The organism is Streptomyces sp. NPDC015130 (genome assembly GCF_043080005.1).
GTDB lineage: Bacteria > Actinomycetota > Actinomycetes > Streptomycetales > Streptomycetaceae > Streptomyces.
The window spans coordinates 147,260-170,169 of sequence record NZ_JBIBVC010000017.1 but is presented as its reverse complement, the minus strand read 5'-3'; the positions used below and the strand labels follow the sequence as shown (position 1 = coordinate 170,169).

43 protein-coding genes are annotated in these 22,910 nt (G+C 71.1%); 36 read left to right on the top strand and 7 right to left on the bottom strand.

What is annotated here, in order from left to right:
* Positions 1 to 54: 54 nt before the first annotated feature.
* Positions 55 to 804 carry a class I SAM-dependent methyltransferase gene (locus ACF08F_RS30020; RefSeq protein WP_392301657.1) on the bottom strand — a complete coding sequence of 250 codons (750 nt, stop codon included), beginning with the start codon at positions 802 to 804 and terminating at the stop codon, positions 55 to 57.
* Positions 805 to 899: 95 nt separating this feature from the next.
* Here ACF08F_RS30020 and ACF08F_RS30015 point away from each other — a divergent pair, with 95 nt between their 5' ends.
* Positions 900 to 1,529, top strand: coding sequence for a CGNR zinc finger domain-containing protein (locus tag ACF08F_RS30015; protein ID WP_392301656.1), 630 nt, complete (start codon positions 900 to 902; stop codon positions 1,527 to 1,529).
* Here the strand turns inward: ACF08F_RS30015 and sodX are convergent.
* Positions 1,433 to 1,870, bottom strand: coding sequence for a nickel-type superoxide dismutase maturation protease (gene sodX, locus ACF08F_RS30010; protein ID WP_392301655.1), 438 nt, complete (start codon positions 1,868 to 1,870; stop codon positions 1,433 to 1,435). The two genes, ACF08F_RS30015 and sodX, sit on opposite strands and share 97 nt — an antisense overlap.
* Before the next feature lie 171 nt (positions 1,871 to 2,041).
* Here sodX and sodN point away from each other — a divergent pair, with 171 nt between their 5' ends.
* Positions 2,042 to 2,437 carry a superoxide dismutase, Ni gene (sodN, locus tag ACF08F_RS30005; RefSeq protein WP_189509412.1) on the top strand — a complete coding sequence of 132 codons (396 nt, stop codon included), beginning with the start codon at positions 2,042 to 2,044 and terminating at the stop codon, positions 2,435 to 2,437.
* A gap of 134 nt (positions 2,438 to 2,571) precedes the next feature.
* Here the strand turns inward: sodN and ACF08F_RS30000 are convergent, their stop codons facing one another.
* The 3 genes from ACF08F_RS30000 to ACF08F_RS29990 all read right to left on the bottom strand — a co-directional run bounded on the left by ACF08F_RS30000 (position 2,572) and on the right by ACF08F_RS29990 (position 4,785).
* Complete coding sequence (locus ACF08F_RS30000; RefSeq protein WP_392301654.1) at positions 2,572 to 3,936, bottom strand: hypothetical protein; 1,365 nt, start codon at positions 3,934 to 3,936, stop codon at positions 2,572 to 2,574.
* A gap of 71 nt (positions 3,937 to 4,007) precedes the next feature.
* Positions 4,008 to 4,208 (bottom strand): hypothetical protein, encoded by a 201-nt coding sequence (locus tag ACF08F_RS29995; RefSeq protein WP_392301653.1) that lies wholly within the window; start codon positions 4,206 to 4,208, stop codon positions 4,008 to 4,010.
* 133 nt (positions 4,209 to 4,341) lie between these two features.
* Entirely contained in the window at positions 4,342 to 4,785 is a 444-nt protein-coding gene (locus ACF08F_RS29990) for a hypothetical protein (RefSeq protein ID WP_392301652.1), read from the bottom strand.
* Positions 4,786 to 4,959: 174 nt separating this feature from the next.
* On the opposite strand from ACF08F_RS29990, the gene ACF08F_RS29985 reads away from it, so the two are divergent.
* The 20 genes from ACF08F_RS29985 (at position 4,960) to ACF08F_RS29890 (ending at position 13,509) form a co-directional block, all read left to right on the top strand.
* Positions 4,960 to 5,211, top strand: a complete 252-nt coding sequence (locus tag ACF08F_RS29985; protein ID WP_392301651.1) for a helix-turn-helix domain-containing protein — start codon at positions 4,960 to 4,962, stop codon at positions 5,209 to 5,211.
* Positions 5,212 to 5,215: 4 nt separating this feature from the next.
* A complete protein-coding gene (locus tag ACF08F_RS29980) occupies positions 5,216 to 5,443 on the top strand; it encodes a hypothetical protein (RefSeq protein ID WP_392301650.1) in 228 nt (75 codons plus the stop codon).
* A 78-nt stretch (positions 5,444 to 5,521) separates the two neighbouring features.
* On the top strand, positions 5,522 to 5,890 hold the full coding sequence (locus ACF08F_RS29975) for a hypothetical protein (RefSeq protein WP_392301649.1): 369 nt from the start codon (positions 5,522 to 5,524) through the stop codon (positions 5,888 to 5,890).
* Positions 5,887 to 6,237, top strand: a complete 351-nt coding sequence (locus ACF08F_RS29970; protein ID WP_392301648.1) for a hypothetical protein — start codon at positions 5,887 to 5,889, stop codon at positions 6,235 to 6,237. Before ACF08F_RS29975 ends, ACF08F_RS29970 begins: the two co-directional genes overlap by 4 nt.
* Positions 6,238 to 6,346: 109 nt before the next feature.
* Positions 6,347 to 6,652: a hypothetical protein gene (locus ACF08F_RS29965; protein ID WP_392301647.1), complete on the top strand. Its 306-nt coding sequence runs from the start codon at positions 6,347 to 6,349 to the stop codon at positions 6,650 to 6,652.
* Positions 6,649 to 6,882: a hypothetical protein gene (locus ACF08F_RS29960; protein ID WP_392301646.1), complete on the top strand. Its 234-nt coding sequence runs from the start codon at positions 6,649 to 6,651 to the stop codon at positions 6,880 to 6,882. The genes ACF08F_RS29965 and ACF08F_RS29960 overlap by 4 nt, the downstream gene beginning before the upstream one ends.
* Positions 6,867 to 7,097, top strand: coding sequence for a hypothetical protein (locus tag ACF08F_RS29955; protein ID WP_392301645.1), 231 nt, complete (start codon positions 6,867 to 6,869; stop codon positions 7,095 to 7,097). The genes ACF08F_RS29960 and ACF08F_RS29955 overlap by 16 nt, the downstream gene beginning before the upstream one ends.
* Entirely contained in the window at positions 7,097 to 7,978 is an 882-nt protein-coding gene (locus ACF08F_RS29950) for a PD-(D/E)XK nuclease-like domain-containing protein (protein ID WP_392301644.1), read from the top strand. The genes ACF08F_RS29955 and ACF08F_RS29950 overlap by 1 nt, the downstream gene beginning before the upstream one ends.
* The gene (locus ACF08F_RS29945; RefSeq protein ID WP_392301643.1) at positions 7,975 to 8,607 is read left to right on the top strand and encodes a hypothetical protein; all 633 of its coding nucleotides are present in this window, start codon (positions 7,975 to 7,977) and stop codon (positions 8,605 to 8,607) included. The genes ACF08F_RS29950 and ACF08F_RS29945 overlap by 4 nt, the downstream gene beginning before the upstream one ends.
* A complete protein-coding gene (locus tag ACF08F_RS29940; RefSeq protein ID WP_392301642.1) occupies positions 8,604 to 8,810 on the top strand; it encodes a hypothetical protein in 207 nt (68 codons plus the stop codon). Before ACF08F_RS29945 ends, ACF08F_RS29940 begins: the two co-directional genes overlap by 4 nt.
* A complete protein-coding gene (locus ACF08F_RS29935) occupies positions 8,807 to 9,106 on the top strand; it encodes a WhiB family transcriptional regulator (RefSeq protein WP_392301641.1) in 300 nt (99 codons plus the stop codon). Before ACF08F_RS29940 ends, ACF08F_RS29935 begins: the two co-directional genes overlap by 4 nt.
* Positions 9,107 to 9,139: 33 nt before the next feature.
* Positions 9,140 to 10,105 (top strand): hypothetical protein, encoded by a 966-nt coding sequence (locus ACF08F_RS29930; protein ID WP_392301640.1) that lies wholly within the window; start codon positions 9,140 to 9,142, stop codon positions 10,103 to 10,105.
* Positions 10,102 to 10,797, top strand: coding sequence for a hypothetical protein (locus tag ACF08F_RS29925; protein ID WP_392301639.1), 696 nt, complete (start codon positions 10,102 to 10,104; stop codon positions 10,795 to 10,797). Before ACF08F_RS29930 ends, ACF08F_RS29925 begins: the two co-directional genes overlap by 4 nt.
* Positions 10,794 to 10,985, top strand: a complete 192-nt coding sequence (locus tag ACF08F_RS29920; protein WP_392301638.1) for a hypothetical protein — start codon at positions 10,794 to 10,796, stop codon at positions 10,983 to 10,985. Before ACF08F_RS29925 ends, ACF08F_RS29920 begins: the two co-directional genes overlap by 4 nt.
* A complete protein-coding gene (locus tag ACF08F_RS29915) occupies positions 10,982 to 11,278 on the top strand; it encodes a hypothetical protein (protein ID WP_392301637.1) in 297 nt (98 codons plus the stop codon). Before ACF08F_RS29920 ends, ACF08F_RS29915 begins: the two co-directional genes overlap by 4 nt.
* A complete protein-coding gene (locus ACF08F_RS29910) occupies positions 11,275 to 11,493 on the top strand; it encodes a hypothetical protein (protein ID WP_392301636.1) in 219 nt (72 codons plus the stop codon). Before ACF08F_RS29915 ends, ACF08F_RS29910 begins: the two co-directional genes overlap by 4 nt.
* Before the next feature lie 25 nt (positions 11,494 to 11,518).
* Positions 11,519 to 11,917, top strand: a complete 399-nt coding sequence (locus tag ACF08F_RS29905) for a hypothetical protein (RefSeq protein ID WP_392301635.1) — start codon at positions 11,519 to 11,521, stop codon at positions 11,915 to 11,917.
* An 83-nt stretch (positions 11,918 to 12,000) separates the two neighbouring features.
* Positions 12,001 to 12,240 carry a hypothetical protein gene (locus ACF08F_RS29900; RefSeq protein ID WP_392301634.1) on the top strand — a complete coding sequence of 80 codons (240 nt, stop codon included), beginning with the start codon at positions 12,001 to 12,003 and terminating at the stop codon, positions 12,238 to 12,240.
* 58 nt (positions 12,241 to 12,298) lie between these two features.
* Complete coding sequence (locus ACF08F_RS29895) at positions 12,299 to 12,874, top strand: hypothetical protein (protein ID WP_392301633.1); 576 nt, start codon at positions 12,299 to 12,301, stop codon at positions 12,872 to 12,874.
* A complete protein-coding gene (locus ACF08F_RS29890; protein WP_392301632.1) occupies positions 12,871 to 13,509 on the top strand; it encodes a hypothetical protein in 639 nt (212 codons plus the stop codon). Before ACF08F_RS29895 ends, ACF08F_RS29890 begins: the two co-directional genes overlap by 4 nt.
* On the opposite strand, the gene ACF08F_RS29885 is transcribed toward ACF08F_RS29890, so the two are convergent.
* Both ACF08F_RS29885 and ACF08F_RS29880 read right to left on the bottom strand, forming a co-directional pair.
* Positions 13,510 to 13,737, bottom strand: a complete 228-nt coding sequence (locus ACF08F_RS29885) for a hypothetical protein (RefSeq protein ID WP_392301631.1) — start codon at positions 13,735 to 13,737, stop codon at positions 13,510 to 13,512.
* 91 nt (positions 13,738 to 13,828) lie between these two features.
* Positions 13,829 to 14,116, bottom strand: a complete 288-nt coding sequence (locus ACF08F_RS29880) for a helix-turn-helix domain-containing protein (protein WP_392301630.1) — start codon at positions 14,114 to 14,116, stop codon at positions 13,829 to 13,831.
* Between the two features lie 160 nt (positions 14,117 to 14,276).
* On the opposite strand from ACF08F_RS29880, the gene ACF08F_RS29875 reads away from it, so the two are divergent.
* From ACF08F_RS29875 to ACF08F_RS29810, 14 genes are all read left to right on the top strand, one after another.
* On the top strand, positions 14,277 to 14,549 hold the full coding sequence (locus ACF08F_RS29875) for a hypothetical protein (protein WP_392301629.1): 273 nt from the start codon (positions 14,277 to 14,279) through the stop codon (positions 14,547 to 14,549).
* Positions 14,549 to 14,704, top strand: coding sequence for a hypothetical protein (locus tag ACF08F_RS29870; protein ID WP_392301628.1), 156 nt, complete (start codon positions 14,549 to 14,551; stop codon positions 14,702 to 14,704). The genes ACF08F_RS29875 and ACF08F_RS29870 overlap by 1 nt, the downstream gene beginning before the upstream one ends.
* Positions 14,701 to 15,582, top strand: coding sequence for a hypothetical protein (locus ACF08F_RS29865; RefSeq protein WP_392301627.1), 882 nt, complete (start codon positions 14,701 to 14,703; stop codon positions 15,580 to 15,582). The genes ACF08F_RS29870 and ACF08F_RS29865 overlap by 4 nt, the downstream gene beginning before the upstream one ends.
* Positions 15,579 to 16,088, top strand: a complete 510-nt coding sequence (locus ACF08F_RS29860; protein WP_392301626.1) for a hypothetical protein — start codon at positions 15,579 to 15,581, stop codon at positions 16,086 to 16,088. The genes ACF08F_RS29865 and ACF08F_RS29860 overlap by 4 nt, the downstream gene beginning before the upstream one ends.
* On the top strand, positions 16,085 to 16,402 hold the full coding sequence (locus tag ACF08F_RS29855; RefSeq protein ID WP_392301625.1) for a hypothetical protein: 318 nt from the start codon (positions 16,085 to 16,087) through the stop codon (positions 16,400 to 16,402). Before ACF08F_RS29860 ends, ACF08F_RS29855 begins: the two co-directional genes overlap by 4 nt.
* 1 nt (position 16,403) lies before the next feature.
* On the top strand, positions 16,404 to 16,535 hold the full coding sequence (locus ACF08F_RS29850; protein WP_392301624.1) for a hypothetical protein: 132 nt from the start codon (positions 16,404 to 16,406) through the stop codon (positions 16,533 to 16,535).
* An 11-nt stretch (positions 16,536 to 16,546) separates the two neighbouring features.
* On the top strand, positions 16,547 to 16,717 hold the full coding sequence (locus ACF08F_RS29845; RefSeq protein ID WP_392301623.1) for a hypothetical protein: 171 nt from the start codon (positions 16,547 to 16,549) through the stop codon (positions 16,715 to 16,717).
* Positions 16,718 to 16,851: 134 nt separating this feature from the next.
* A complete protein-coding gene (locus ACF08F_RS29840) occupies positions 16,852 to 17,031 on the top strand; it encodes a hypothetical protein (RefSeq protein ID WP_392301622.1) in 180 nt (59 codons plus the stop codon).
* 100 nt (positions 17,032 to 17,131) lie between these two features.
* Positions 17,132 to 17,422: an HNH endonuclease gene (locus tag ACF08F_RS29835; RefSeq protein ID WP_392301621.1), complete on the top strand. Its 291-nt coding sequence runs from the start codon at positions 17,132 to 17,134 to the stop codon at positions 17,420 to 17,422.
* Positions 17,423 to 17,552: 130 nt separating this feature from the next.
* On the top strand, positions 17,553 to 18,155 hold the full coding sequence (locus ACF08F_RS29830) for a helix-turn-helix domain-containing protein (RefSeq protein WP_392301620.1): 603 nt from the start codon (positions 17,553 to 17,555) through the stop codon (positions 18,153 to 18,155).
* The gene (locus tag ACF08F_RS29825; protein ID WP_392301619.1) at positions 18,115 to 19,701 is read left to right on the top strand and encodes a terminase large subunit domain-containing protein; all 1,587 of its coding nucleotides are present in this window, start codon (positions 18,115 to 18,117) and stop codon (positions 19,699 to 19,701) included. The genes ACF08F_RS29830 and ACF08F_RS29825 overlap by 41 nt, the downstream gene beginning before the upstream one ends.
* A gap of 14 nt (positions 19,702 to 19,715) precedes the next feature.
* A complete protein-coding gene (locus ACF08F_RS29820) occupies positions 19,716 to 20,888 on the top strand; it encodes a phage portal protein (RefSeq protein WP_392301618.1) in 1,173 nt (390 codons plus the stop codon).
* Between the two features lie 2 nt (positions 20,889 to 20,890).
* Positions 20,891 to 21,571: an HK97 family phage prohead protease gene (locus ACF08F_RS29815; RefSeq protein ID WP_392301617.1), complete on the top strand. Its 681-nt coding sequence runs from the start codon at positions 20,891 to 20,893 to the stop codon at positions 21,569 to 21,571.
* Positions 21,572 to 21,662: 91 nt separating this feature from the next.
* A complete protein-coding gene (locus ACF08F_RS29810) occupies positions 21,663 to 22,904 on the top strand; it encodes a phage major capsid protein (RefSeq protein WP_392301616.1) in 1,242 nt (413 codons plus the stop codon).
* The last annotated feature ends 6 nt before the right edge of the window (positions 22,905 to 22,910 follow it).

The window sequence follows — 22,910 nt, the reverse complement described above, 5'->3', positions numbered from 1 at the left end:
CTTCCCCGTCCCCCGTCCGGGCGAACCGCCCGGGCCGGCCGCCCGGCCTGCTCGCTACTTCACGGCGAGGAGCAGGGTGTCGGAGGGCGAGGCCCAGACGGCCCGGGCCTCGCCGAAGCCGGCGGCGCGCAGGGTGTCGGCGTGCCAGCCGGCGGAGGGCGTGTCGCCGTCGGCGTGCTCGCCGTAGATCTCGAAGCGGCGGGCGGTGGGCTCGGCGAGGACGGGGTCCTTGGCGGCGAGGGCCCACCACTCGGCCCAGTCGAGGACTCCGGCGGCCTTCTCGCCGTCCATCCGGGCGTGCCGCCGGGCGCGCTCGGCGGCGTTGATGCGGGGGGTGGCCGGGTCGATCATGTGGTCGGCGTTCATGAAGACGCCGCCGTCGCGGACGAGACCGGCGACCTGCCCGTAGAGGGCGGTCAGGGGCTCGCTGTGGAGCCAGTGGAGCGCGGTGGCGGTGAGGACGGCGTCGTACGAGTCGTGGGGCAGCCGCGCGGCCCACGCGGGGTCCTTGAGGTCGGCGGTCACGAAGGTGACGCGCTCGTCGCCGTCGAAGTACCCCTCGGCGATGGCGAGCAGCGCGGGGTCGAGGTCGACACCGGTGCTGGTCGCCTCCGGGAACCTCCGGAGGAGCCGATCCGTGATACTTCCCGTACCGCACGCGAGGTCGAGGACCCGGGGCTTCGGTCCCACCAGGGCCTCGACCATGTCGAGCATCACGCGGAACCGCTCCTCACGGTCCGGCATGTACCACTCCTGCTGACGGTCCCAGCTCTGCTGCCAGCCCGCCCAGTCGGTTCCGGTCATCGCCGTTCCTCCCCGCCTACGTAATACCCTCGTAGGGGCAACAGCCGTTACCCCTTCCCGACCGAGACACTAGCCCGCCGGAGTAAGGACTACAAGTGGAACTGGCCTATTACTCGGATTACGCCGTGCGTCTGGTCAACACCGAGGAGCCGGCCCGCAGCAAGGACTCCCTGACCTCCGTCGAGGTGATCCGCGAGCTCTTCGGCCCGGCCACCCAGATGGCCCGGCGGGCCACCGACTCCGACGTGACCCGCTTCCGCTCGGTACGCGCCCGGCTGCGGGCGGTCTTCACCGCGGCCGACGAGGGCGACTACACGGGGGCGGTGGACCTCCTGAACTCCCTGCTCCTGGAGTTCCCCGTCAGCCCGCAGATCTCGGGCCACGACTACCTGGACGAGGAGGGCCGGCCCCGCTGGCACATGCACCTCGCCGACCACCCCTCGAACGCGACCGCGGGGTACGCGGCGATCGCGGCGATGGGCCTCGCCTTCCACCTCACGGAGTTCGGCGCGGACCGGCTCGGCCTGTGCCAGGCGCCGCCCTGCCGCAACGCCTACCTCGACACCTCCACCAACCGCTCCCGCCGCTACTGCTCGGACCGCTGCGCGACCCGGGCCAACGTGGCCGCCTACCGGGCCCGCAAGCGCCTGGAGGCCGAGCGGTCGGACCGGACGGGCCTGACCGACGAGAACAGCCAGGAGAGCACCACCCCGGCCGAGCGCTGACGCCCCGGCGTCACCGGCCGGTACCGCGCCCGCACCCGCCCGAGGACCAGCTCGGGCGGTACGGCGCCGAAGACCCGGCTGTCCCCCTCGGCGGCCGGGTTGTCGCCCAGCACCCACCAGCCGCCGTCGCGTCGCTCGATCAGCCGCTTCACGATGAGCAGATCCTGCTGGAGCGGATGCCGCAGCACGACGACGGCACCGGGCCGCAGTCGGCCGCCGTAGTGCACGAGCAGCTGGTCGCCGTGGAGCAGCGTGGGCACCATCGACACCCCCGTGACCTCGGCGACCCCGAACGGCGGCCCACCGGCCTCACCCGTCCGCTCCGGCCCCGTTTCCCTCATCGCCACTCCCGCCGTCCGAGCACCCGTCCCGCGACACGACTCGTCCACTCGTACACGAGTCCCATGATGACCCTGGACTTTTGACCTAAGCCCCAGGGGGCGCCCGCGAAAACGCCCTTCTCACCGAGTAATGTCCCACCTGAGAAGACGATCACGAGGAAGGACGGCTCAATGCTCTCCCGCCTGTTTGCCCCCAAGGTGAAGGTCAGCGCCCACTGCGACCTCCCGTGCGGCGTGTACGACCCGGCCCAGGCCCGCATCGAGGCCGAGTCGGTCAAGGCTGTCCAGGAGAAGTACCTGGCGAACGAGGACGCGCACTTCCGTGCCCGCGCCACGGTCATCAAGGAGCAGCGCGCGGAGCTCGCGAAGCACCACGTCTCGGTGCTCTGGAGCGACTACTTCAAGCCCCCGCACTTCGAGAAGTACCCCGAGCTCCACACGCTCATCAACGACACCCTGAAGGCCCTCTCGGCCGCCAAGGCGTCGACCGACCCGAAGACGGGCGAGAAGGCGCTGGAGCTCATCGCCGAGATCGACCGCATCTTCTGGGAGACGAAGAAGGCCTGATCCAGGCCTCTCCCGCCCTCCGCTCGATAGCAGGTCAGAGGGCAAATGGAACGGCCCGCCCGGTCACCCCGGGTCGGGCCGTTGCCATTTTCAAGATCAAATGGGAGAGGGTTGGGAGACGAGGTGGGAGAGGGTCACCCAGACCGGCGGTGCGCCCAGTCCTCGCCGACCGTCTCCTCGGCGCCCTGCGACGCCTCCCACAGCTTCTGGAGCCCCTTCGCGATGGCGAGCTCCATCTCTCCGGACGTGTGCGAGTACGTGCCCTCGACGCCCTTCAGCTTGTGGCCCATCCGCTCCTCGACCGCGACCCGCGGGTGCCCTTGGCCGTCGAGCCATACCTTGTGTCCGTGCCGGGTGCCATGGGGGACCATGTCCTCGACCCCAGCAACGGCCGGCAGGGCCTTCTGGGCGGGGCGCCCGCGGCGCTTCGGCTCCTCGTCCTGGCCGTTGAGCAGCGGGTGCCAGAAGCGGCCGTAGAACTGGTCGTCGACGCGAAGGGGGCGCCCGCGCTGCGAGGGGAAGACCAGCGTGTCGTGCGCCTTCGTGGCCACCTGCTCGGCCAGGAGGTCGGCGAGGAACGGCGGGAGGATCAGGGTCCGGTAGGAGCTGTACTTCGGCGGGACCAGGGTGAACCCCTTGGGCAGGAGCAGTTTCCGCTTGACCCGGAGGCGGGCGTCCGGCTCGATCTCGTTCAGCTCGGCGATCTCTCCCGCTCGGGCGGGGTCAGCGAGCCGCAGCTCGGCGATCGACTCGCAGGTCTCGCCCTTCACCACCTCGTGCCGGGCGTGGGCCGACAGCCACTGCCCCTGCCACTGCACGCGGAGGTGCCGGCCGTACTCCACGCCGAGCAGGCGGAGCTGGTCGCGGCGGAGACCGGCGACCTCACCCATTCGCATGCCGGTGTAGGCCATGGTCAGGATCATCACGTACCACTGGTCGCCGCGAAGGGCTCGGGCGTTCTCGGCGATGAGCAGGGCCTGCTTGGGGGTGGGCCAGACGTAGGTGTCCTCGGTGTCCACGGGCGCGTGCCGGCCGCGGCGGCGCTTCGACTTGGCGGGCATGGGGTTGAACGGGATGAGCCGCTCTTCGACGGCGTCGTCGAGCAGCATGCGCAGCATGCCGTCGATGGCGTCCACGTAGTTCTTGCTGAACTCGTCGGAGAGCTTGTTGCGCCAGGCCTTGTAGGCAGTGGCCGTGATGTCTCCGAGGGGGGTGTCCTTCCACTTGGGGAGGATCACCGCGTTGAGTCGGCTGTGGTAGGTGCGGTCGCTGGTCTCAGCGACGTCCATCACCTTGATCCATTCGTCCGCCCAGGACCCGAGGGTCTGGCGGCCGTCCTTGGGGTTGACGAAGACCTTCCGCTGGACGTCGGTCTCCTGCGCCCGGCCGTGGTCGAGGGCGTCTTGCTTCGTCTCGAAGCCGCTCGCCGAGTCGTACTTGCCATCTGGCAGTTGGTACCGGACCCGCCAGGTCTTGCCGCGCTTCTCCGCGTACGCCACAGTGCCGCCCTCCCGGTGCGGACGGTGGCCGACAGGCACCCCTGACTGCCGATCACCTACTCATGGACTGCTTACGCGGCACGGCGGAGCGGGCAACTCTGCTCGCACGCGTCGCAGTCACCTCCTTGACGACTGATCAACTCCCGCGCCTGCCGCCTGATGACCGGGTCGGTACGGACTTTGGACGTCGCTACGCACACGATCTTCTCGCCGACCTTGCCAGCCATGCCGATGAACCCCGGCACAGGGTCGTACGCGATGAACTCGTGCATGGGCCTCCCTTCGGTGCGGTGGAACCCCAGTGGTTGCGAGCATCACACGTTGAACGTTCGACCGAAAGGCATATGTCAGAAGACAGAATCGAACGCTCCGTAACGATGTCGTTACAGCAGGAAGGTTGTACAGCTAGGGGGTTGAATCTTCACCCTCAGGCGGAATCACGCCGCGTTGACGGAGCATCTCCACGATGCCCTTCTCCAGCTCGGCCATCTTCCCGGCTGGCATATCCGGGGTCACCGCGATGACGACATCCCGGACACTCTTCCTGGCCGCCTCGTCGATGTTGACGGCCGGCGCGAACCGGGCACCGCCGGAGATGTCGCCAGCCAACGGCGCCTCTTCCAGTCCATCGAGGATGGCGTGGCATGCGCCGGGCGCCCAGGTGAAGGCCTTCTCGACGGCGGAGTAGGTGACGTCACGAACGGCCTGCGCGGTCTCGACGCGCATGTACGTCGTGTGCGTGAGGCCGGCCGCCTTAGCCGCGTCCACCTTGTGCCAGCCGAGTTCTCGGCGGCGATGGATCACGAGCTTGGCGAGTCTCAGCCTGTCGGCGTGGCTGGGGGTGGTCATGCCCTCATGTTCCCAGGAACTCCTAGGTACCGCCAGGAACAGCTTTCAGCCTCTACGAGTCCGTGACAGTCCCTTGAGGATTCCTTAAGACGGAATGGCAGGCTCCTCGCAACTTCTGCTAGTTACTGCCTGGTACTGCTAGAAGCTGCTAGCAACTCCTGTTAGGTTCTCTTCATGCAGGCACCCCGACCCACTTTCGAGGTGGACGGGGCGGCCATCAGGAAGATCCGCATGTCACGCGGTGTCCCGATCGCCGACCTCGCCCGTCGCACAGGCATCACCCCCAGCTATCTCTCGCGGCTGGAAACAGGCGTACGCCGCAACATGCGCCCGCCGAAGTACGAGGCCCTCCGCGAAGCGCTCGGCCTGCCGCCCGACACCACTCAGCTCCTTGCCGTGAGCGAGGACCGACACCCACCGAGGTGACCCCATGGCGACGCTGACCGCCGTACCCACCATCGAGGACTTCACCGACGTCATGGAGACGGCCCGCCGTCTCGGCATTGGTGCCCGCCGTCTCCGCGACGGCGTGAACCACATGGGCTTCCCCGCCCACCGCATGGGCCGCCGGCTGATGTTCAGCCCGCAGGACCGGGCGGAGATCGCGGCCATGCACCGCATCCCGGCGCAGGCGAAGCGCCGCCGCCGCGCCGCCTGACCAACGAAACGGGGCCGCCCGGACGGCCAGGTCCAGGAAGCCCCTCGGCACCTCACTGCACAGAGAAGAGGAACCGTGATGCAGAACCATATCCCCCAGACGCAGGACCCGTTGGTCGTCACCACGAACGACGGCACCGTGTGGCAGCGCTCCGGCGTGACCCGCTCCGGCCGAGGCTTGTACGCCATCGAGGGCGTGACCCCCTGCCCCGAGCACGTCATGGCGACGCTCGCCGAGCTGGCAGAGCACGGCATCAAGCCGATGCCCCAGCCGCTCACCCCGCCGACCGAGGACGTCACGCCGCAGGTGCAGCAGCTGCGCGCGCTCCTCGCCAGCCAGCGCGCGGCGACGGCCGGCGAGTTGGCCGAGCAGCGGCACCTCGTCGACCCGCTGGACCACGCGCTCGAGGCCCTCGCCCCGCGCACGCAGGCGGGTGGCGACCGATGACGATGGCCCCGATCGCCGTACGCCTCGCGCCGGGTGCCCTGGTGGGCCGACTGTCGGCCGCGATCCTGCGGCAGACCACGCTCCTGTCCCTCGTCGCCGACTGGGCGGACGAGGAGTCGCGGGAGAACGTGCTCGCAACCCTCGACAACCTGGCCGTCGTCGCGGCGGACCCGACGGACGAGGACGAGATCCACCGCCGCGTGCTGGCCGTGGAGTGCGCCGCCGAGATGGACCCGGCCGACGTGTCGGTGCCCCTCGACGAGCTGCTCCGGCTCCGCGACGAGATGGACCGCGTGATCAACGAGATCCGCAGCACTCACGTGCTCCTGGTGGGGCGGCTCGGATGACCCACGACCCCCGCCGCTGCCGCCTCTGCGCGCCGCTCCGCCACCCCTCGCAGCGCGACACCCGCCGCGCGCTCCCCCTGCTGCTCCCCGCCCAGACCCGGAGGCCCTCGTGAGCTTCAGCGCAACATGGTTCCTGAACCCGAAGACGTCCGTCCGCAGCTCCGCCGCCGTAGGCCCGGTGCTGTACATCGAGCCGGACGGCACGGCCTACGGATCCATCAGCCTGCAGATGCAGGGCCGTCTCACGCTCGACGAGCAGGTGCAGATCGCAGACCGCATCGCCTCCGAGGTCACCCGCTGGCGGGACGAGATCGCCGCCCGCGCGGACCGGGAGCGCACGGCCACCGACGAACTGGCCGAGGCGCGCGCGGAGATCGCCCGTCTCAAGGCCGAGCAGGACGGCAGCACCGCGTGAGGTCCGACGACGCTGAGCGCCTGGCGTTGCTCCGCACGGCCGCCACCGAGTGGCAGGGCGAGTGGACCACGCGCCGCGCCCAGCACCTGTACCAGGCGCGCTTCGGCTCCGGGGACTGGCGGCGTACCGCCCGCCGTGACCTCGCCGAGCTGACCGCACAGGGCCTTCTCACCCAGCGGGGCCCGGAGAACCAGCGCACGTACACCTTCAACGCTTGGGGACAGCAGTGACCGACACCCGCACCGGCTACCTCCTGGCCGCGATCCAGGACGAGCCCGGCCCCGTCACCACCCACCGCGCCGAGGAGATCCTCGCCGCCTCCCCCTACTCCCACCACCGCAACTCGGCCCGCCGGTCGCTCCGGTCGCTGACCCGCGCCGGCCACCTCGCCGCCACCGACACCGGCGGCCGCCGCACCTACACCCCGACCGGAGCCACCCTCTGATGAGCACCACCTCGAGCGCCGGGGCCCCGGCCCCGGCCGCCGAGCCGATCGGGCCCGGCCTGTACCCCGACCTCACGGCCGAGGCGTACCACGGCGACCGCCGATCCCTCTCCTCCAGCGGCGCCCGGAAGATCCTCGACGCCTGCCCCGCCGTGTTCAGGTACGAGCAGGACCACCCCCAGCCGCCGAAGAAGACGTTCGACATCGGGCACGCCGCCCACCGCGAGGTCCTCGGCGACGGCCCCGACCTCGTCGTCATCGACGCACCGCGCTGGGACACCAAGGCCGCCAAGGCCGAGGTCGCCGCCGCCCGCGACGCTGGCGCCGTCCCGCTCAAGCAGCACGAGTTCGACCAGGTCCAGGAGATGGCCGCCGCGATCCGCCGCGAACCCGCCGCCGCCGCACTCTTTGCCAACGGCAGCGGGCGCCCGGAGGTCTCCGGCTTCTGGGCCGACGAGCCCACCGGCGTGATCCGGCGGGTCCGCTTCGACTGGCTGCCCGACCGCGGCCCGGGGCGGCTGATCATCCCCGACTACAAGACCTGCGCCAGCGCCGACCCCGTCGACTTGGAGAAGGCGATGGCCACCTGGGGCTATCACCAGCAGGCCGACTGGTACGAGGCCGGTGCCCGCGCGCTCGGCCTCGGCGACGACGACGTCGTCATGGTCTTCGTCTGCCAGGAGAAGACCCCGCCGTACGTCGTGACCGTGTTCCAGCCCACGGCCGTCGCCATGCAGATCGCCGCCGCGAAGAACCGCCGCGCGCTGGAGGTCTTCGCCGAGTGCACGGCCACCGGCATCTGGCCGCCGTACGCCGACGACGTCATCCCCCTGTCCCTTCCCCCGTGGGCCGAAGCCCGCGACACCGAGGAGTACCTGTGACCGAGCTCGCCGTCCCCGACACCACCACCCCGCCGGCCGTCCCGGACCCCGCGCCCCCGACCACGTCCGCGCTGCTGCTCTGGGCCAACGAGGCCCGGCAGGCCGCGCTCGTCGCCGAGTCCCTCGCCCGTACCTCGTTCGTCCCCGCGTCCCTCCGCGGGAAGCCGGAGGACATCACGGCCGCGATCCTCGCCGGGCAGGAACTTGGCCTCCCGCCGATGGCCACGCTCCGCTCGATGGACGTCATCGGCGGCACGCCTGCCCTCCGCGCCCACGCCATGCGCGGACTCGTCCAGTCCCACGGCCACGAGGTTGAACTCCTCGACTCCAGCCCCGAGCACTGCCACATGCGCGGCCGCCGTAAGGGCAGCGACCAGTGGCAGGAGGTCACCTGGACGATCGAGCGGGCCGCACAGCTCGGCCTCACCGGGAAGCCGGAGTGGAAGAAGCAGCCGCAGACCATGCTCGTCGCCCGCGCGACCGGCGAGATCTGCCGCCTGATCGCCTCCGACGTCCTGCACGCCATGCCGTACGCGGCCGAGGAACTCCACGACGACGCCCCGACGACCACCGTCGAACGCGTCACCCTCGCCGAGATCACCGGCCAGGACGAGGCGGTGGCGTCGTGAAGTTCCCGCTCATCACCCGCCGCAGTGCACAGGCCGCCGTCGACGTCGCCACCGCCGGCCTCCGCCACCAGCTGGAGCAGGCCCGCGCCGAGGCCGCGCGGGAACGAGGCCACCGGCAGCGCGCGGCGGCCCACGCAGTGCAGCTCGCCGAACGCCTCGACGAGGTCACCGCCGCCAACCAGTCGTACGACGTCGGCCCGTGACCGCACCGACCCCCGCGCCCGGGATGCCGACTCCCCTCCCGGGCGCGGGCACCAACTGGCGAATGTTCGGCCAGTGCCGCGACGAGGACCCCGAGCTGTTCTTCCTCAAGACCCACGCTGGCCGCCGCGAAGCGCTCGCCGTCTGTGCCAAGTGCCCGGTCCGGGAACGGTGCCTTACCGAAGCCCTCGCCGAAGAAGGCGGACGGAACACCGGTGACCGCCACGGCATCCGCGGCGGCACAACCCCCACCGGCCGCCAGAAGCTCCACGCCCGCACGGCCAAGACCGCCACCTGAACCACCCCGCAACCCTCCAGGAAGAAGCCGCACATGCCGTGGGTCCGTCTCGACGACCGCTTCCCGTCGCACCGCAAGGTCGCGCTGCTGTCCGACCGGGCCTTCCGGCTGTACGTCTCCGCTCTCTGCTGGTCCTCCGAGAACCTCACCGAGGGCCGGATCCTCGAGAAGGAACTTCCCCTCGTCGCCCGGATCCGCGGGCACAAGACGGCTGCCGCCGAGCTTGAGGCCGCCGGCCTGTGGGACCGGGCAGAGGTGGGATGGGTCATCCACGACTACCTCGAGTACAACCCAGACCGGGCGAAGGTGCAGGCGGAGCGAGAGGCGAACGCAGCTCGGCAGCAGGCGTGGCGGGACCGGAAGAAAGCCGAGCGCGAGGCGAAGCGTAACGGGGACCGTAACGGCGTTACGCCCACCCCGGATTCGGCCCCGGATGACACGACGGATGCACGACGGCGACACGACGGCGACACGAACGCGAGCCGAAGTGGTGCCGAGAACCAGTCATCGTCGCAGGTCAACGAGTTTCGTAACGGCGTTAGTAACGCTGCCCCGTCCCGTCCCGTCCTTCCTTCTCCTTCAGAGAAGGAGAAGGAAGACGTTAGTAAGACAGAGGGACAGCCCCCCGGCGCCTCTCTGACACACATCGGCGACCGGCCCCGCATCCCCACCAACTGCGAACCCCTCGTCGCAGCCCTCTCCGCCAACGACCTCCACGTCGGCTGGGAACTCGCCGCCAACGAGTGGCTCCTCATCGAAGCCCTCATCAAGCGCTGCGGCATCCCCGCCCTCGTCACCTCAGCCCGAGGCAGCTGGCAAGGAGCCCGCGTCCAACCCCGCTCCGGCCGCTACTTCCTCCCCGCCTGGCGCCAACTCCCCGACGCCGTCGCACCCGGCACACCCACCCTCGCCCCCGTCCAAACCCTCACCGGCACCGACGCCCGCGTAGCTGGCTGGGGAGCCATCGCCGCCAAGTTCGCAGCAGAGGACTCCGCATGAACCGCACCGAAGCCAGCATCCTGCTCGGCCACTGCGCCGCCTTCGACAACAGGCAGCCCTCCGAAGTTGCCGCGCAAGCTTGGACCGCCGCACTCCACGACGTTCCGCTCGACCAGGACGCCAGGGACGCTGTCGCCGCCTACTACTCGACACCGCCGAAAGACTCCAACCAGCGCCTGTGGATCCTGCCCCACCACGTCCGCACCCTCCGCAGCCAACTCCGGTCCGCGCGGCTCGAGACGTTCGTGTACGAGGGCAACCCCGACGAAACACCGCTCGAGTACCTGGCCCGGTACCGCGGCCAGCTCGAGGCCGTCGCCTCCGGCGCCGTACCCGCGGACGCCATCACCCGGCCCGTACTCGAGGGCCCCCCGCACCGCGCCGTCGCCGAACTCCTCAGCGGCAGCGTGCAGGCCGTAGACGCCGACGGCGCCCCCGAGCCCCGGCCGACCGTCGAACGGCGCGCCACGGGCCCGCTGGGCGTCATCTGCCCCGACTGCAACGCGGCCATCGGCCGCCCCTGCAAGAGCAGCTGGCGCCGCAAGCCCCGCCAACCCCACCCCGCCCGCCGCAGGGCCGCCGCCGGCGAACCCATCCGCCTCACCACGCAGGCCGAGACCGACGCCCGACGACACCTCGCCACCAACCGGCTCAACCCCATCACCGAGCCCGCCACCGAGGAGCAGCCGTGACCCAGCCCGCCACCTGTGACCGCGCGAACGTCGAGCGCGCGCTGAAGGCCACCCGTGTCCGCGCCCTCATCGACGCTGCCAACGCGGTCGAAGCCGCTGCCGAGGCCGAGGAGGACTACTACGCCCCCCAGGGCATGTACCAGGCCGTCGACCTGCTCCGCCGCATGGCCGAGGAGGCAGGCCAGTGACCGACGTCGACGTCCGCGACATCGCCGCCCTCCGCCAACAAGGCGACCTCGGAAAGTTCCTCCGCCAGACCCGCAACGACGAAGCCGCCACCAACGCAGCCCGCAAGCGCCTCGTCTACCGGCACACCGACCTCGTCGACCAGCTCCGGTTGATCGGCCAGGACCCGTGGAACGGGCGTATCCCCCCGCGCGAATGGTCCGGCGCCATCAACACCAGCCCCATCCGCGCCCAGCTGCTCGCCATCGTCGCCGAGGCCGAACAGCGCGCCGGCCACCAGCAGGCCGCCGCATGACCCCGGGCCGGCGCCTGAGCATCGTCCGCGCCCAACTCGACACCCCACCCCCGGCCACCGTCCCCGGGCAGCTCGCCATCCCCGCCGCAGCACTCGCCGTGCTTGAGGCCGCCGAACAAGACGCCACCAACCTCCACGAGGACGACCACGCCCGCGCCGAACGCGCCGCCCTCTACCTCGCCTCGTCCGGCTGGACCATCACACCCGCCCGCTGACCGCCACCACACCCAGGAGAACCCCATGCCCGAGCGCCCGTACACCGACGACGACCTCCGCGCCGAAGCCGCCCGCCAGCACGCCCAGTCCGCATGGGACCCCGACCTCGTCAGCGTCGGCGAGCAGATGCAGGGCCAGGAAGTCACCCCCGACGGCGGGGTGGACTGGGACGACTTCAGGGACGAGACCTTCGAGGCCGGCCAGCGCAGCATCTACGACCTCATCGCCGGCGCGGCCGACGTGTCCGAGTGGGCCGTGAACCTCGGCGCCGACGGCCTGCAGCCCTACGACGGCCAGCTCACCCTCGACGGCGACGACAAGCCGTTCGCCCGCATCCACTTCGCGTTCGCCCCGGACATGCCCGAGGACATGCGCATGGCACTCGTCCAGGGCGTCGGCAGCGCGATCGCCCGCCACCTCTGAGCATGCCGCAGACCGCCCCGCGCGAGGAAAGCGCGCGGGCCGGCCTGGGCACCTCGACCCTACCCACCGAAGGAGCAACACCCATGGCCACCCTCCCGCCCGCCTCCCAGCGCCTCCTCCGCGAGATCGCCCGCCGCGACGCCGGTGCCGGCGTCCAGTTCGAGCTCCTGCCCCGGCGTCGGTATCGCCTTGTCGGCACCGACTACACGGTCAACCAGCGGACCTTTTTCCCGCTCACGGCCGACGGACTGGTGACCGACAACGAGGACGACACCGCACCGGTCCGCATCACCGACGCCGGTCGCGCCCGGCTCGCCGCCTGACCCTCGCCGTCTGCCGGGCCGCACACCACGGCCCGGCCCACCACCAGGAGCCACACGCATGACCGAACTGACCGAGCAACAGCGCGCTACCCGCCGGAAGCAGGCACGCGACGCCATCGAGGCCGCCATCGCCAATGCGCCGGGCGCCGAGACCGCCACGGCATCCGAGCTGGCCGATCACGCCCTCGACGCCCTCGGCGACCTCGCCGCCGAGATCCTTGCTGACGGCACGATGATGCGCTCCCTCACGATCAAGGACGGCGTCGTCACCCTGGAGCTCGACGAAGCCACCGAGATCCTCAAGATCTTCGTCGCCTCGATGCGGGGCGTGCTCGACGGGTACGGCGCCGAGAACTACGTCGAGACCGAGATGACGGCCCCGTCCGTCTCCATGGACCTGCGGCACGGATCCGACCCGCGCGACTCGTACACCGTCACCATCCAGCGTCGCACCGGCACCACGCCGCACCAGTTCCGCGCGCGCGCCGAACGGCAGCGCGACGAGGTGCTCCGGATCGTCGCCGAGTACGTCGTCGAGTCCAACGACGTCGGCGGCATCGACTGCAACGACCTTGCCGACCGGCTCCGCGCCGCCGGCCACCCGCTCCCCGACGAGGAGGACGAGACCCGATGACTGACTGCGGCATGTGCGAGACCCCCGTCGAGCACGGCTACCTCTGCCCCGGCTGCACCCGAGCCCTCGCCGACCGGCTCCAGCGCATGCCGCGCCTCTACACCGCCCTGGAGGCGTTCCTCGCCCCGTCGACGGCCCGCGAGCCCGGCGCCGGCCGCACGGGCCGCGCCGAAGCCCCCCTGCCCGTCTCCGAACCCGTACTCAACCTCCGCGGGCCCGGCGGCATCGTCGGCATCCTGGAGGACTGGCGCACCGCCCTCCACGCCGCCCGCCGATGGGCCCCGCCCGCCCCCGCCGTCGGCATCCCCAACCGCGTGGCGCTCGCCTCCACAGCGCTACTCCACTCCATCGACTGGATCAGCACCTGCTGGCCCGAGGCCGGCGACCTCAGCCGCGAGATGCGGGACCTCGACAGCGACATCGCCAGCATCACTGGCGCCCGCGAACGCCCCCGCGGCACCCGACTCGGCCCCTGCCCCGCCGAACACACCGACGGCACCCTCTGCGGCGCCATCCTCCGCCTCGCCCCCGGCGGCCAGCTCGTCACCTGCCAGTGGTGCACCACCACCTACCCGCCCGCGACGTGGACCGCCCTCCGCGACCTCATCCACCACGACACGGCACAGGCCGCCTGATCACGGCGACGCCGGCGGCTCCAGGGTCCACACCTCGGGGCCGCCGCCGCGCCACTCGATCGGCGGCCACTGCTCGGCGTCCAACCAGCCGGCACGCCGGAGGAACTCCACCAGGTCCGTCAGCGAGAACGCGCGCCCCGAGATCTCGCCGTCGATCCGGACCGTCCGCCCGCCCTCGTCGTCCGGCGGATTCACCACCACGTGCGGCTGCGCCTGCTCCTCATCCATGGGCCCACCCTGGATCCGGACGGCCCGGACAGCATCCGGACAGGTCCGGACAGGCGAAAGCCCCCGCCGGCATCCGGACGGGGGCCTCGCGCTACTCAGCGGCCTTGCGCGGCCGGTGCGTCCCGGACCCGCTGTACCCGCGCAGGATGTCCTGAACGGTGCTCGGCGACGTCCCTACCCTCGCGGCGATCTGGCGGATCGAGACCTCGGCCTCCCGTAGTTCCAGGACCAGCGCGCGGCGCTCCTTCTGCCACGTCTTGTTGCGCTCCACCTGCGCGGCCATGGTCTGGCTCATCGCCCGGACGCGCTCCTCCCGATCCTCGATGCGCTCCACGGCGTCCAGGGCTTCCGACACCAGCCGCACCTCCTCTTCGCTCACAGCCGCACCTCTCCATCCGGGTGGGCTACTTGCCAAGAGTGTATGGGTCCCATACGCTCCGTGGAAGTAGCCCAGCTACAACGCACAACGGCCCCGGCCGGGAGTCGCCACTCCAGATGGCCGGGGCCCAGCCCACCCCTGACGACACCAGGAGAAGGCCATGCCCGAGCGTACCGACCAGACCCCCGACGTCCACACCCTCCTCAACCAGGTCGCCGACCGCCTCGACGAGAAGTACGCCCACAAGCCCATGCTGGAGCCCCTCGCGCTCGCACAGGCCCTCGTCGTCGCCGAGCACACCCACGGGCCCACCCCCGCCGCCGACGCCGCCGAACGCGCCATCGTCGCCACCCTCCCGCCGATCCGCACCGGTGACACCCGCGCCGAGTACGCCGCCCGCGTCCGCCTCATCGCCCAGGAGGTGGCGGCGTGATGAACACCCCCACCTACGAGCCCCCGGCCGAGCCCGACCGCACCCCGCAGCCCAACGCGATCCTCGCCGAGCCCGCCACCCCGGCCGCCTGCGCCCGGGACTACGCCGACGCCGCCCCCATCCGCGCCACCATCGACAAGCAGGCCACCCGATGAACCTCCGCCGCCCCAGCGCGCCCCCCATCCTGTACGGCGCCTACGCCCTCGCCGGCCTCTCCCTCATCTGGTCCGGCTACGCCATCACCGACCTCATCCACAGCGGCTGGTTCGGCCTCTCCGTAGCCCTCGCCGGCGACCTCGGCTGGATCACCGTCATGTGGGCCGAACACAAGCGGCTCGGCGGCCGGTACGCCACCGTCGCCGGATGGGTCATCGCCCTCATGGTCGGTGCCCTCCTCGTCCTCCACGGCGTCCTCGCCCACGACCTCGGCCAGGCCATCGCAGGCCCGTTCGTCGTCCTCGTCGGCAAGACCGTCGCCCAGTTCGCCCTCCTCGCCATGCAAGACCCTGCCGCCCTCACGGCCGAGCAGGAGGCCGAGATCAACGACGTCATCCGCGACAGCGAGTACAAGGCCCGGATGCACGCCGCCCAGCTTGACCAGTTCGACCGCGAGGCCGAAGCCACGATCGCCCGCATCAAGGCCGAGGCCAGGGTCACCCTCGTCCGCGACGACGAGGACTTCCGGATCGGCATGGAGCGCCTGGAGAAGCGAGCAGCGATCGAGCGGAACAGCCGGATCGCGATCGGCCCGATCACGGCCGAGGTTGTTCGCGAGCAGCCGGCCGAGCCGTACCGAACAGCCGAACACCCTGAAGCTTCGGCGCGTCCCGAACCCGCCATGAACAGCACGAACACGAATTGCGAACAGCCGAGCATCACCAAACTCGCCCGCGAACAAGTCGCGAACACCCCCGACAACGCGCTCGCCATCCGGGCCGTCCTCGCCCTCCGACCCGATGCCAACGAACAGTCCGTCGCCGCCACTGTTCGCCGTGTTCGCAAGCAGTCCGATGCCCGTGGAGGCTACCGATGATCTGGGCCACTCTCGGCGGCGTCACGATCGGCCTCGCCCTCCTCATCCGTCACCTCGTCCAGTGGTGGCCCGGGCTTAAGGCCCTCCAGGCCGCACCCCTCCAGCACGCCGGCAAGCTGCTCCCGTTCCTTGCCGCCTGGTGCTACGGCGCCCTCGCCATCCTCACCGTCGGCGGCCTGATCGGCTGGTTCGCCGACACCACCCTGTGGATCACCAACTGGTTGGGGGACGCCGCGTTGGTCTGGGGCGTCGGAGGGAACGCTGGCGTCTCCTCCCGCGGCACCAGCTATCTGCCGCTCACCCAGACCGGCGGCGCCATCGTCCTCCTCGCCACCGTCGCCCTTGTCGCCGCCATCAAGAAGTCCGCCCGCGGCGGCGAGCTGAAGGCTGGCGCCTGGTGCGGCATCTGCCTCGGCACCTCGGCCGGCATCGCCGGATTCGCCGCTGTACCCCTCGCGCAGGCCGCCAACGCCGTCGGCGCCACCGTCTACGGGGCCATCGCATGACCGCCGACGAGACGCCCGAGGAGGAGCAGGAGAGCCCCTCCCGGGCCGCCGGCGGATGCGCGCTCCTCTTCCTCGGCGGTATCCCCCTGGCGGCCGTGTTCGCCGTCTCTTCAGAGGCCGGTGTCCTGGCCACGGTCGGCGCGACGGTGGGCGCTGTGTGGTGGTTCGTGCGACGCGTGCCCCGTACAGCTAACCCCGCTCCCCCACCGCCCTCAGAAGGGGCTGACGACAAGAAACCCCAGTTCACAGTGATGGCCGACGAAACGAACCCCCACCGCTCTCGCGTCGTGTGGCACGCCCAGAAGGAGGCCTGACATGGCCCTGCGTCAACCCAAGCCCGCCCCCGACGACCCCCGCCTCAAGGGCCACGAGACCGTCTACAGCTCCTCCCGCGGCGGCTGGGTCAAGCCCGAACCGAAGCCCACCCCCGGCACCCCGAAGAAGTAGGAGAGCCCGCCGTGGACCTCACCGATCAGCAGCTCGCCCAGCTCGTCGCCGTCATCACCCTCGCCGCCGGGAACAACCCGGAGAAGATGAAGGCCGGCCTCGCCCTGCACGACCTGACCGACGACGACATGAAGCGGGCCCTGTACTACCTGGAGTCCAACCGCCCCATCCTCGGACGCTGACATAGCCCCAACTGTCAGTGGCCGCCCGTACCGTGGCAGTCAGTCCCCATTCGCTGCGGCTGGCTGCCCGCGACTCGGACCCCGCCCCGCCCTACTAGGACAGCGCCCGGTACGGCGGGGCGCATCATGTCCGCATGAACACACCCCTCGTCGTCGATACCCACGCCGCGGCGGCAGCCACCGGCACCCGCCCAGGAACCCTGCGCCAGTGGCTCCGCCGAGGCCACCTCACCCACCACGGCCACGACCGCGCCGGCCGCGCCCTCGTCGACCTCCACGAACTTCAGCAGCGCCTCGCCACCAAGGCCGCTTGATCCGCGCCCCAGCAAGGTGTAACACTGACCCCACGTCCGCCATGTCCGGACACCGACAGGCCCGCCACAGTGCGGGCCTTCGTCATGGCAGGGGGCAGCCATGGCCAAGCGCGACGACCTGACCGCGTACGAGTACCGCAAGGCCCGCGCTGCATTCCTTGCTGCCAACGACGTCTGCCACCTCTGCGGCCATGCCCAGGCCGACGTCATCGACCACCGCATCCCCGTAGCCCGAGGCGGCGACCGCAGCGACCAGGACAACTGGGCCCCCGCGCACGGCGTCAACCGCTGCCCCACCTGCGGCCGGAACTGCAACGGCGAGAAGAGCGATAAGCCCCTCGCCCAGGCCGCCCAGCTCAACACCAGCCGCGACTGGTACGCGGGACCCTGATCCGCCCGCGAACGGCCCGAAATTTTTTGGGCGAGGCCTCTTCCCAGCCCCGCGCCCAGCTTTTATTTTTCTCCCCCCGGCCCTGACCAGCCCGTATGCGATTGCTGACCCCAGACGTCGGGAGGTCCCCATGGCTGCTCGGCCCCTGGAGATCGGCCCGGCGGGAGCGCACGTTGGCGAGGCTGTGACCCGGCTCCGGGAGGCCCGCGGCTGGGATCAGGAGGCGCTCGGCGCGCGTCTGGCCGCCGAAGGCCGGCCGATGTCCCAGCCGATCCTGTCCCGCGTCGAGGCCGCGACCCGCCGGGTCGACGCGGACGACCTGGTCGCCATCGCCGCTGCGTTCGGCGTCCCCATGGCCGTTCTACTCCCCCCGGACCCTGCCGCCACCCCGGCACCGGCCGGGACGGACAGCGTGCGAGGCCCGACCGCACGCCTGGCCGCCGTCGACGAGCTCGGCGCTGTGAGCGCCGCCCTGGCCGAGGACATCGAGGTCCTCGGAGACCTCACGGGGATGGAACCCACCCTCGCCGCGACCGCCGTAAGGCTGGCCGAGCTCGTCGACGGCGGCCGACCCGTCCCGTGCGACGAGTGCGGCTCCTTGGTCCGCGGCGTGGCCGACGCCCGGACTCTCCCTCAGCTGACGCGCGAGCTGCGGGCGACCGTGGCCGCGCTGCTGGAGGGGCGGACCGTGGATGACGACGATGACGACCTCGGCGACCTCGGATCCGTCTGAGACCTGGGCCCCGCCGCCGGAGTTCGCTGCTGACCTCCTCGACCGGTACGGGCTGACCTGCCCGCCGCGCTGGGGTACGCCTCGCAACCCGGCTTTCCCCAGCCTGGGGCCGAAGCTGTGGAAGGTAATGGCGGCCCTCGGGGCGCCACCGATGCCGTGGCAGAAGTACGTCACCGACGTGGCCCTCGAAGTGAACCCGGACACCGGCCTGTTCGTGCACCGCGAGGTCGGCCTGTCGGTGTCCCGCCAGCAGGGCAAAACCGAGCTCACCCTCGGCGCCCAGGTACACCGGGCGCTCGCGTTCCCGCGGCAGAACATCATCTACGCCGCCCAGACGCGGGGCATGGCTCGGCAGCGCTGGGAGGACGAGTTCTGGGAGAAGATCTCCGCCTCGCCGCTCGCGAAGCGGGCCCGGATCCGCAAGTCCAACGGCAACGAGGCGATCCTGTGGGGCGCCACCCGCTCCCGCATGGGCATCACCGCCAACACGGAGAAGGCCGGCCACGGCCCGCCGCTGGACCTCGGGTTCATCGACGAGGCCTTCGCCCACGAGGACGACCGCCTGGAGCAGGCCTTCTCGCCCGCGATGCTGACGCGCGCCATGGCACAGCTGTGGTGGGCGAGCGCGGGCGGCACCGAGCGGTCGGCGTGGCTGAACAAGAAGCGGGCCAAAGGCCGAGAGCTGATCGAGGCCATGTGGGCAGCGCTCGCCGAGGACCCCGCCGCCGCCCGGCCACGCGCGGCGTACTTCGAGTGGTTCGCCCCCGAGACCCTGCGTCGGGACGACCCGGCGACCTGGTACGCCACGCTGCCCGCGCTCGGGTTCACCGTCACCGAGGACACGATCCGGGCCGAGCTGGAGAAGCTGGACCCGGCCGAGTTCGACCGCGCGTACCTGAACCGCACGCGCAAGAGCACGCCGCCGGACGACCCGAACATCCCGAAGGCGGAGTGGGCGGCGCTCGCGGACGTCACTTCGCGGCCGCCGGCCGACGAGCTCGCGCTCGCGGTCGACGTCTCGCAGGACCGCAAGCACGCCAGCATCGGCATCGCGATCAAGCGGCCCGACGGGCGCGTGCACCTGGAGCTCATCGACCGCCGCGCGGGCACGGCCTGGGTAGTCCCGGCCGTCGTCCGGCTCGCCGCCCTGTGGCGGCCGCTGGTCGTGGCGATCTCCGGTGCGGGCACCCCGGCCGGGTCGCTCGTTGACGACCTCGTCGCCGGAGGGATCACCGTGCCAGAGAAGAAGGACCAGCCTCACCGCGGGCACCTCGTCGTCCTGCGCGGCGGTGACATGACCGAAGCGTGCGGCCAGCTCGCCGACGCGCTGCGACAGGACACCGTCCGGCACATCGAGCAGGCACCGCTCACGGCCGCCATCAACGGCGGCCGTACCCGGCGGATCGGCGACGCCTGGGTCCTGGACCGCACGGCGTCGCTCGTCGACGTCGGCCCGCTCATCACCGTGACCGAGGCCCGCTGGGCCCTGCTCGCCAAGGGGCCGGCCGTCCTGGACGACTACGACGTCCTCAACAGCATCGGATGAGAGGAGGTGGCGGTATGCCGCGCTGGACACGTGCGCTCGCCGCGCCGTTCCGGCGGCTCGGCCAGGTCACGAGGCGGGCGATCACCTCGCTCCCGTGGTCCGCTGGAGGTCCGTCGTCGTCGGCGATGTCCGCCGAGCGGGCCCTGACCTTGATCCCGGTGTTCGCGTGCGTGCGGATCATCTCGGAGTCGGTGGCCACGCTGCCGTTGCAGCTCTTCCGCCGGGACGGCTCCACCCGCGAGCCGCTGAACTTCGTGCCCCAGTTGTTCTGGGCCCCGGACACACAGGGCGACCTGGTGACGTGGCTGTCGAAGTGCCTCACCTCGATGCTGCTCCGCGGCAACGCCTACGGCCTGATCACCCAACGGGACGCCCTCGGCTTCCCGACCATGATCGAGTGGCTCAACCCCGACGACGTGTGGGTCGACGAGACCAACCCCATCCGGCCCGTGTACTACTGGCGCGGCCGGCACGTCGACACGGGCGACATCGTCCACATCCCCTGGGTCGTCCTGCCCGGGCACATCGTCGGCCTGTCCCCGGTGGCCGCGTTCGCCCAGACCATCGGGTTCGGCCTGACCATCACGCAGTACGGACAGTCCTGGTTCGCCAACGGCGGCACCCCGCCCGCCGTCCTGAAGAACTCCCAGCGCACCATCACCCCGGCCGACTCCGAGGAGATCTCCGACCGGCTGTCCGCGCGGATCCGGGCCCGTAAGCCGCTCGTCATCGGCTCCGACTGGGACTTCACCGCCCTGTCGGTGAGCCCCGAGGAGTCCCAGTTCATCGAGTCGCTGCGGCTCAACGCCACGCAGATCGCCGCGATCTACGGCGTCCCGCCGACCAAGGTCGGCGGCGACTCCGGCGGCTCGATGACCTACGCGAACGTCGAGGCCGAAGCGAACGACCTGGCCGCGATGACCCTTCGCCCGTGGATGGTCCGTCTGGAGAACGTGTTCTCCCGTCTCATGCCCGGCCGGGAGTACGTGCGGTTCAACGTCGACGCGATGATCCGCACCTCGCTCCTGGACCGCTACAACGCGCACGGCATGGCCATCCGCGACGGCTGGCAGAACCGCGACGAGATCCGCGCCACCGAGAACAAGGCCCCCATCAAGGGCCCCGCCGGCCAGCTGTACGGACCGCTCCCCGCCCTTCCGGCCGGGACCCCGAGCCAGGAGGTATGACCATGGGCGACGCTGAGCGCCGCTTCACCCGCGGCCTCGTCGAGGTCCGCGCCGACGGCGGCCCGAGCCGCCAGATCGGCGGCTACGCCGCGAAGTTCAACCGGCTGTCCCAGAACCTCGGAGGATTCGTCGAGCGCCTCGACCCAGCGTTCTTCGCCAAGAGCGAGGGCGACGGCTGGCCCGACGTGATGGCCCGCTACAACCACGACGACAACCGGCTCCTCGGCACCACCGAGGCCGAGACGCTCCGACTCCTCGTCGACGGCACCGGCCTCGACTACAGCGTCGCCGTCCCTGCCTCCCGCGAGGACGTCTACGAACTCGTCCAGCGCGGCGACGTCCGCCGCAGCTCGTTCGCGTTCCGCACCTTCGCCGACGACTGGTCCCAGACCGAGGACGGATTCCCCCTGCGCACCCTGCTGTCCGGCGCGCTCGTCGACGTCGCCCCCGTCAACACCCCCGCGTACATGGACACCTCGACCGGTCTGCGCTCGCTCGCCGAGAAGGCCGGCGCCGACCTCGCCGAGGTCCGCGCGGCCGCCGCCTCCGGCGAGCTGAGCCGCTTCCTGGGGGCCAAGCCCCCGACCACCATCGACCTCGCGCCGAGCGGGCAGGGCGACACCCACCCGCTCATCGCGATCCGGCGGCGGCGCGCCGAGCTCGAACTGCGCCGCACCCCCTGAGGCAGGGCGACACCCACCTCGACAACCGTCCACACCTGACGCCCCGGCCGCCGGCCGCACGGGCGCCGTCGTCACGCCCAAGGAGGGCACCGTGCCCAGCTTCATCCAGCAGATCCAGGACCGGCGCAACAGCGCCTGGGAGCAGGCCAAGGCCCTGCTCGACACCGCCGAGGCCGACAACCGCGACCTGACGGCCGAGGAAGAGCAGACCTACCAGCGGATCAACACCGAGATCGGCCAGATCGACGAGCGCGTCAAGACCCTGCTCGAAGCGGAGCAGCGCACCCGGGACGCCGACGCGGCGTTCCGCCAGCTCCTGGAGAAGGAGCCGAACCCCGAGGCCCGGGGCAGCGCGGCCGACCAGGAGCTCAAGCGCGTCCGGGACTGGCTCACCGGCGCGTCCGGCAGCCGCTCCCTCGACATCGCCCCCGACTCCGCCCTGCCGCTGGACCAGCGCACCCTCTCCAAGCTGACCGCGGCCGCCGGTGCGAACACAGTGCCGATCAGCTTCTACAACCGGCTCGTGCAGCACATGATTGAGACGTCCGGCGTCCTGGCCGCCGGGCCCACGGTCCTGCGCACCGCGACCGGCGAGCAGATGCAGATCCCGAAGACGACCGCACACTCCGCGTCTGCGAGCATCGTCGCCGAGGCCGGCACCCTGTCCGCCAACGAGCCGACGTTCGGCCAGGTGGCGCTCGACGCCTACAAGTACGGCTTCCTGCTCCAGGTCTCCCACGAGCTCGCCAACGACACCGCCGTCGACCTCCTCGGCTACCTCGCCATGCAGGCCGGCCGCGCGCTCGGCAACGGCTTCGGCACCCACCTCGTCACCGGCGACGGCTCGTCCAAGCCGAACGGCGTCCTCACCGCCTCGACGCTCGGCAAGACCGGTGCCGCTTCGGTCGCGGGCGCCCCCGCCGGCGACGACCTCATCGACCTCTTCTACTCGATCATCGCCCCCTACCGTCAGTCCTCCTCGTGCGGCTGGCTCATGCGGGACGCCACCGTCGCCGCGATCCGCAAGCTGAAGGACTCCACCGGCCAGTACCTGTGGCAGCCCGGTCTCCAGGCTGGCAGCCCGGACACGATCCTCGGCAAGCCGGTCCGCACCGACCCGAACGTCCCGGCCGTCGCGCTCGGCGCCAAGAGCATCCTGTTCGGCGACTTCTCCACGTACTTCGTCCGGCAGGTCGAGACGCTGCGCTTCGAGCGCTCGGACGACTTCGCGTTCAACACGGACCTGATCACGTACCGCGCGATCTTGCGCGGCGACGGCGACCAGGTCGACACGACCGGTGCGATCAAGCACTTCATCGGCAACGCCGCCTGACCCCTC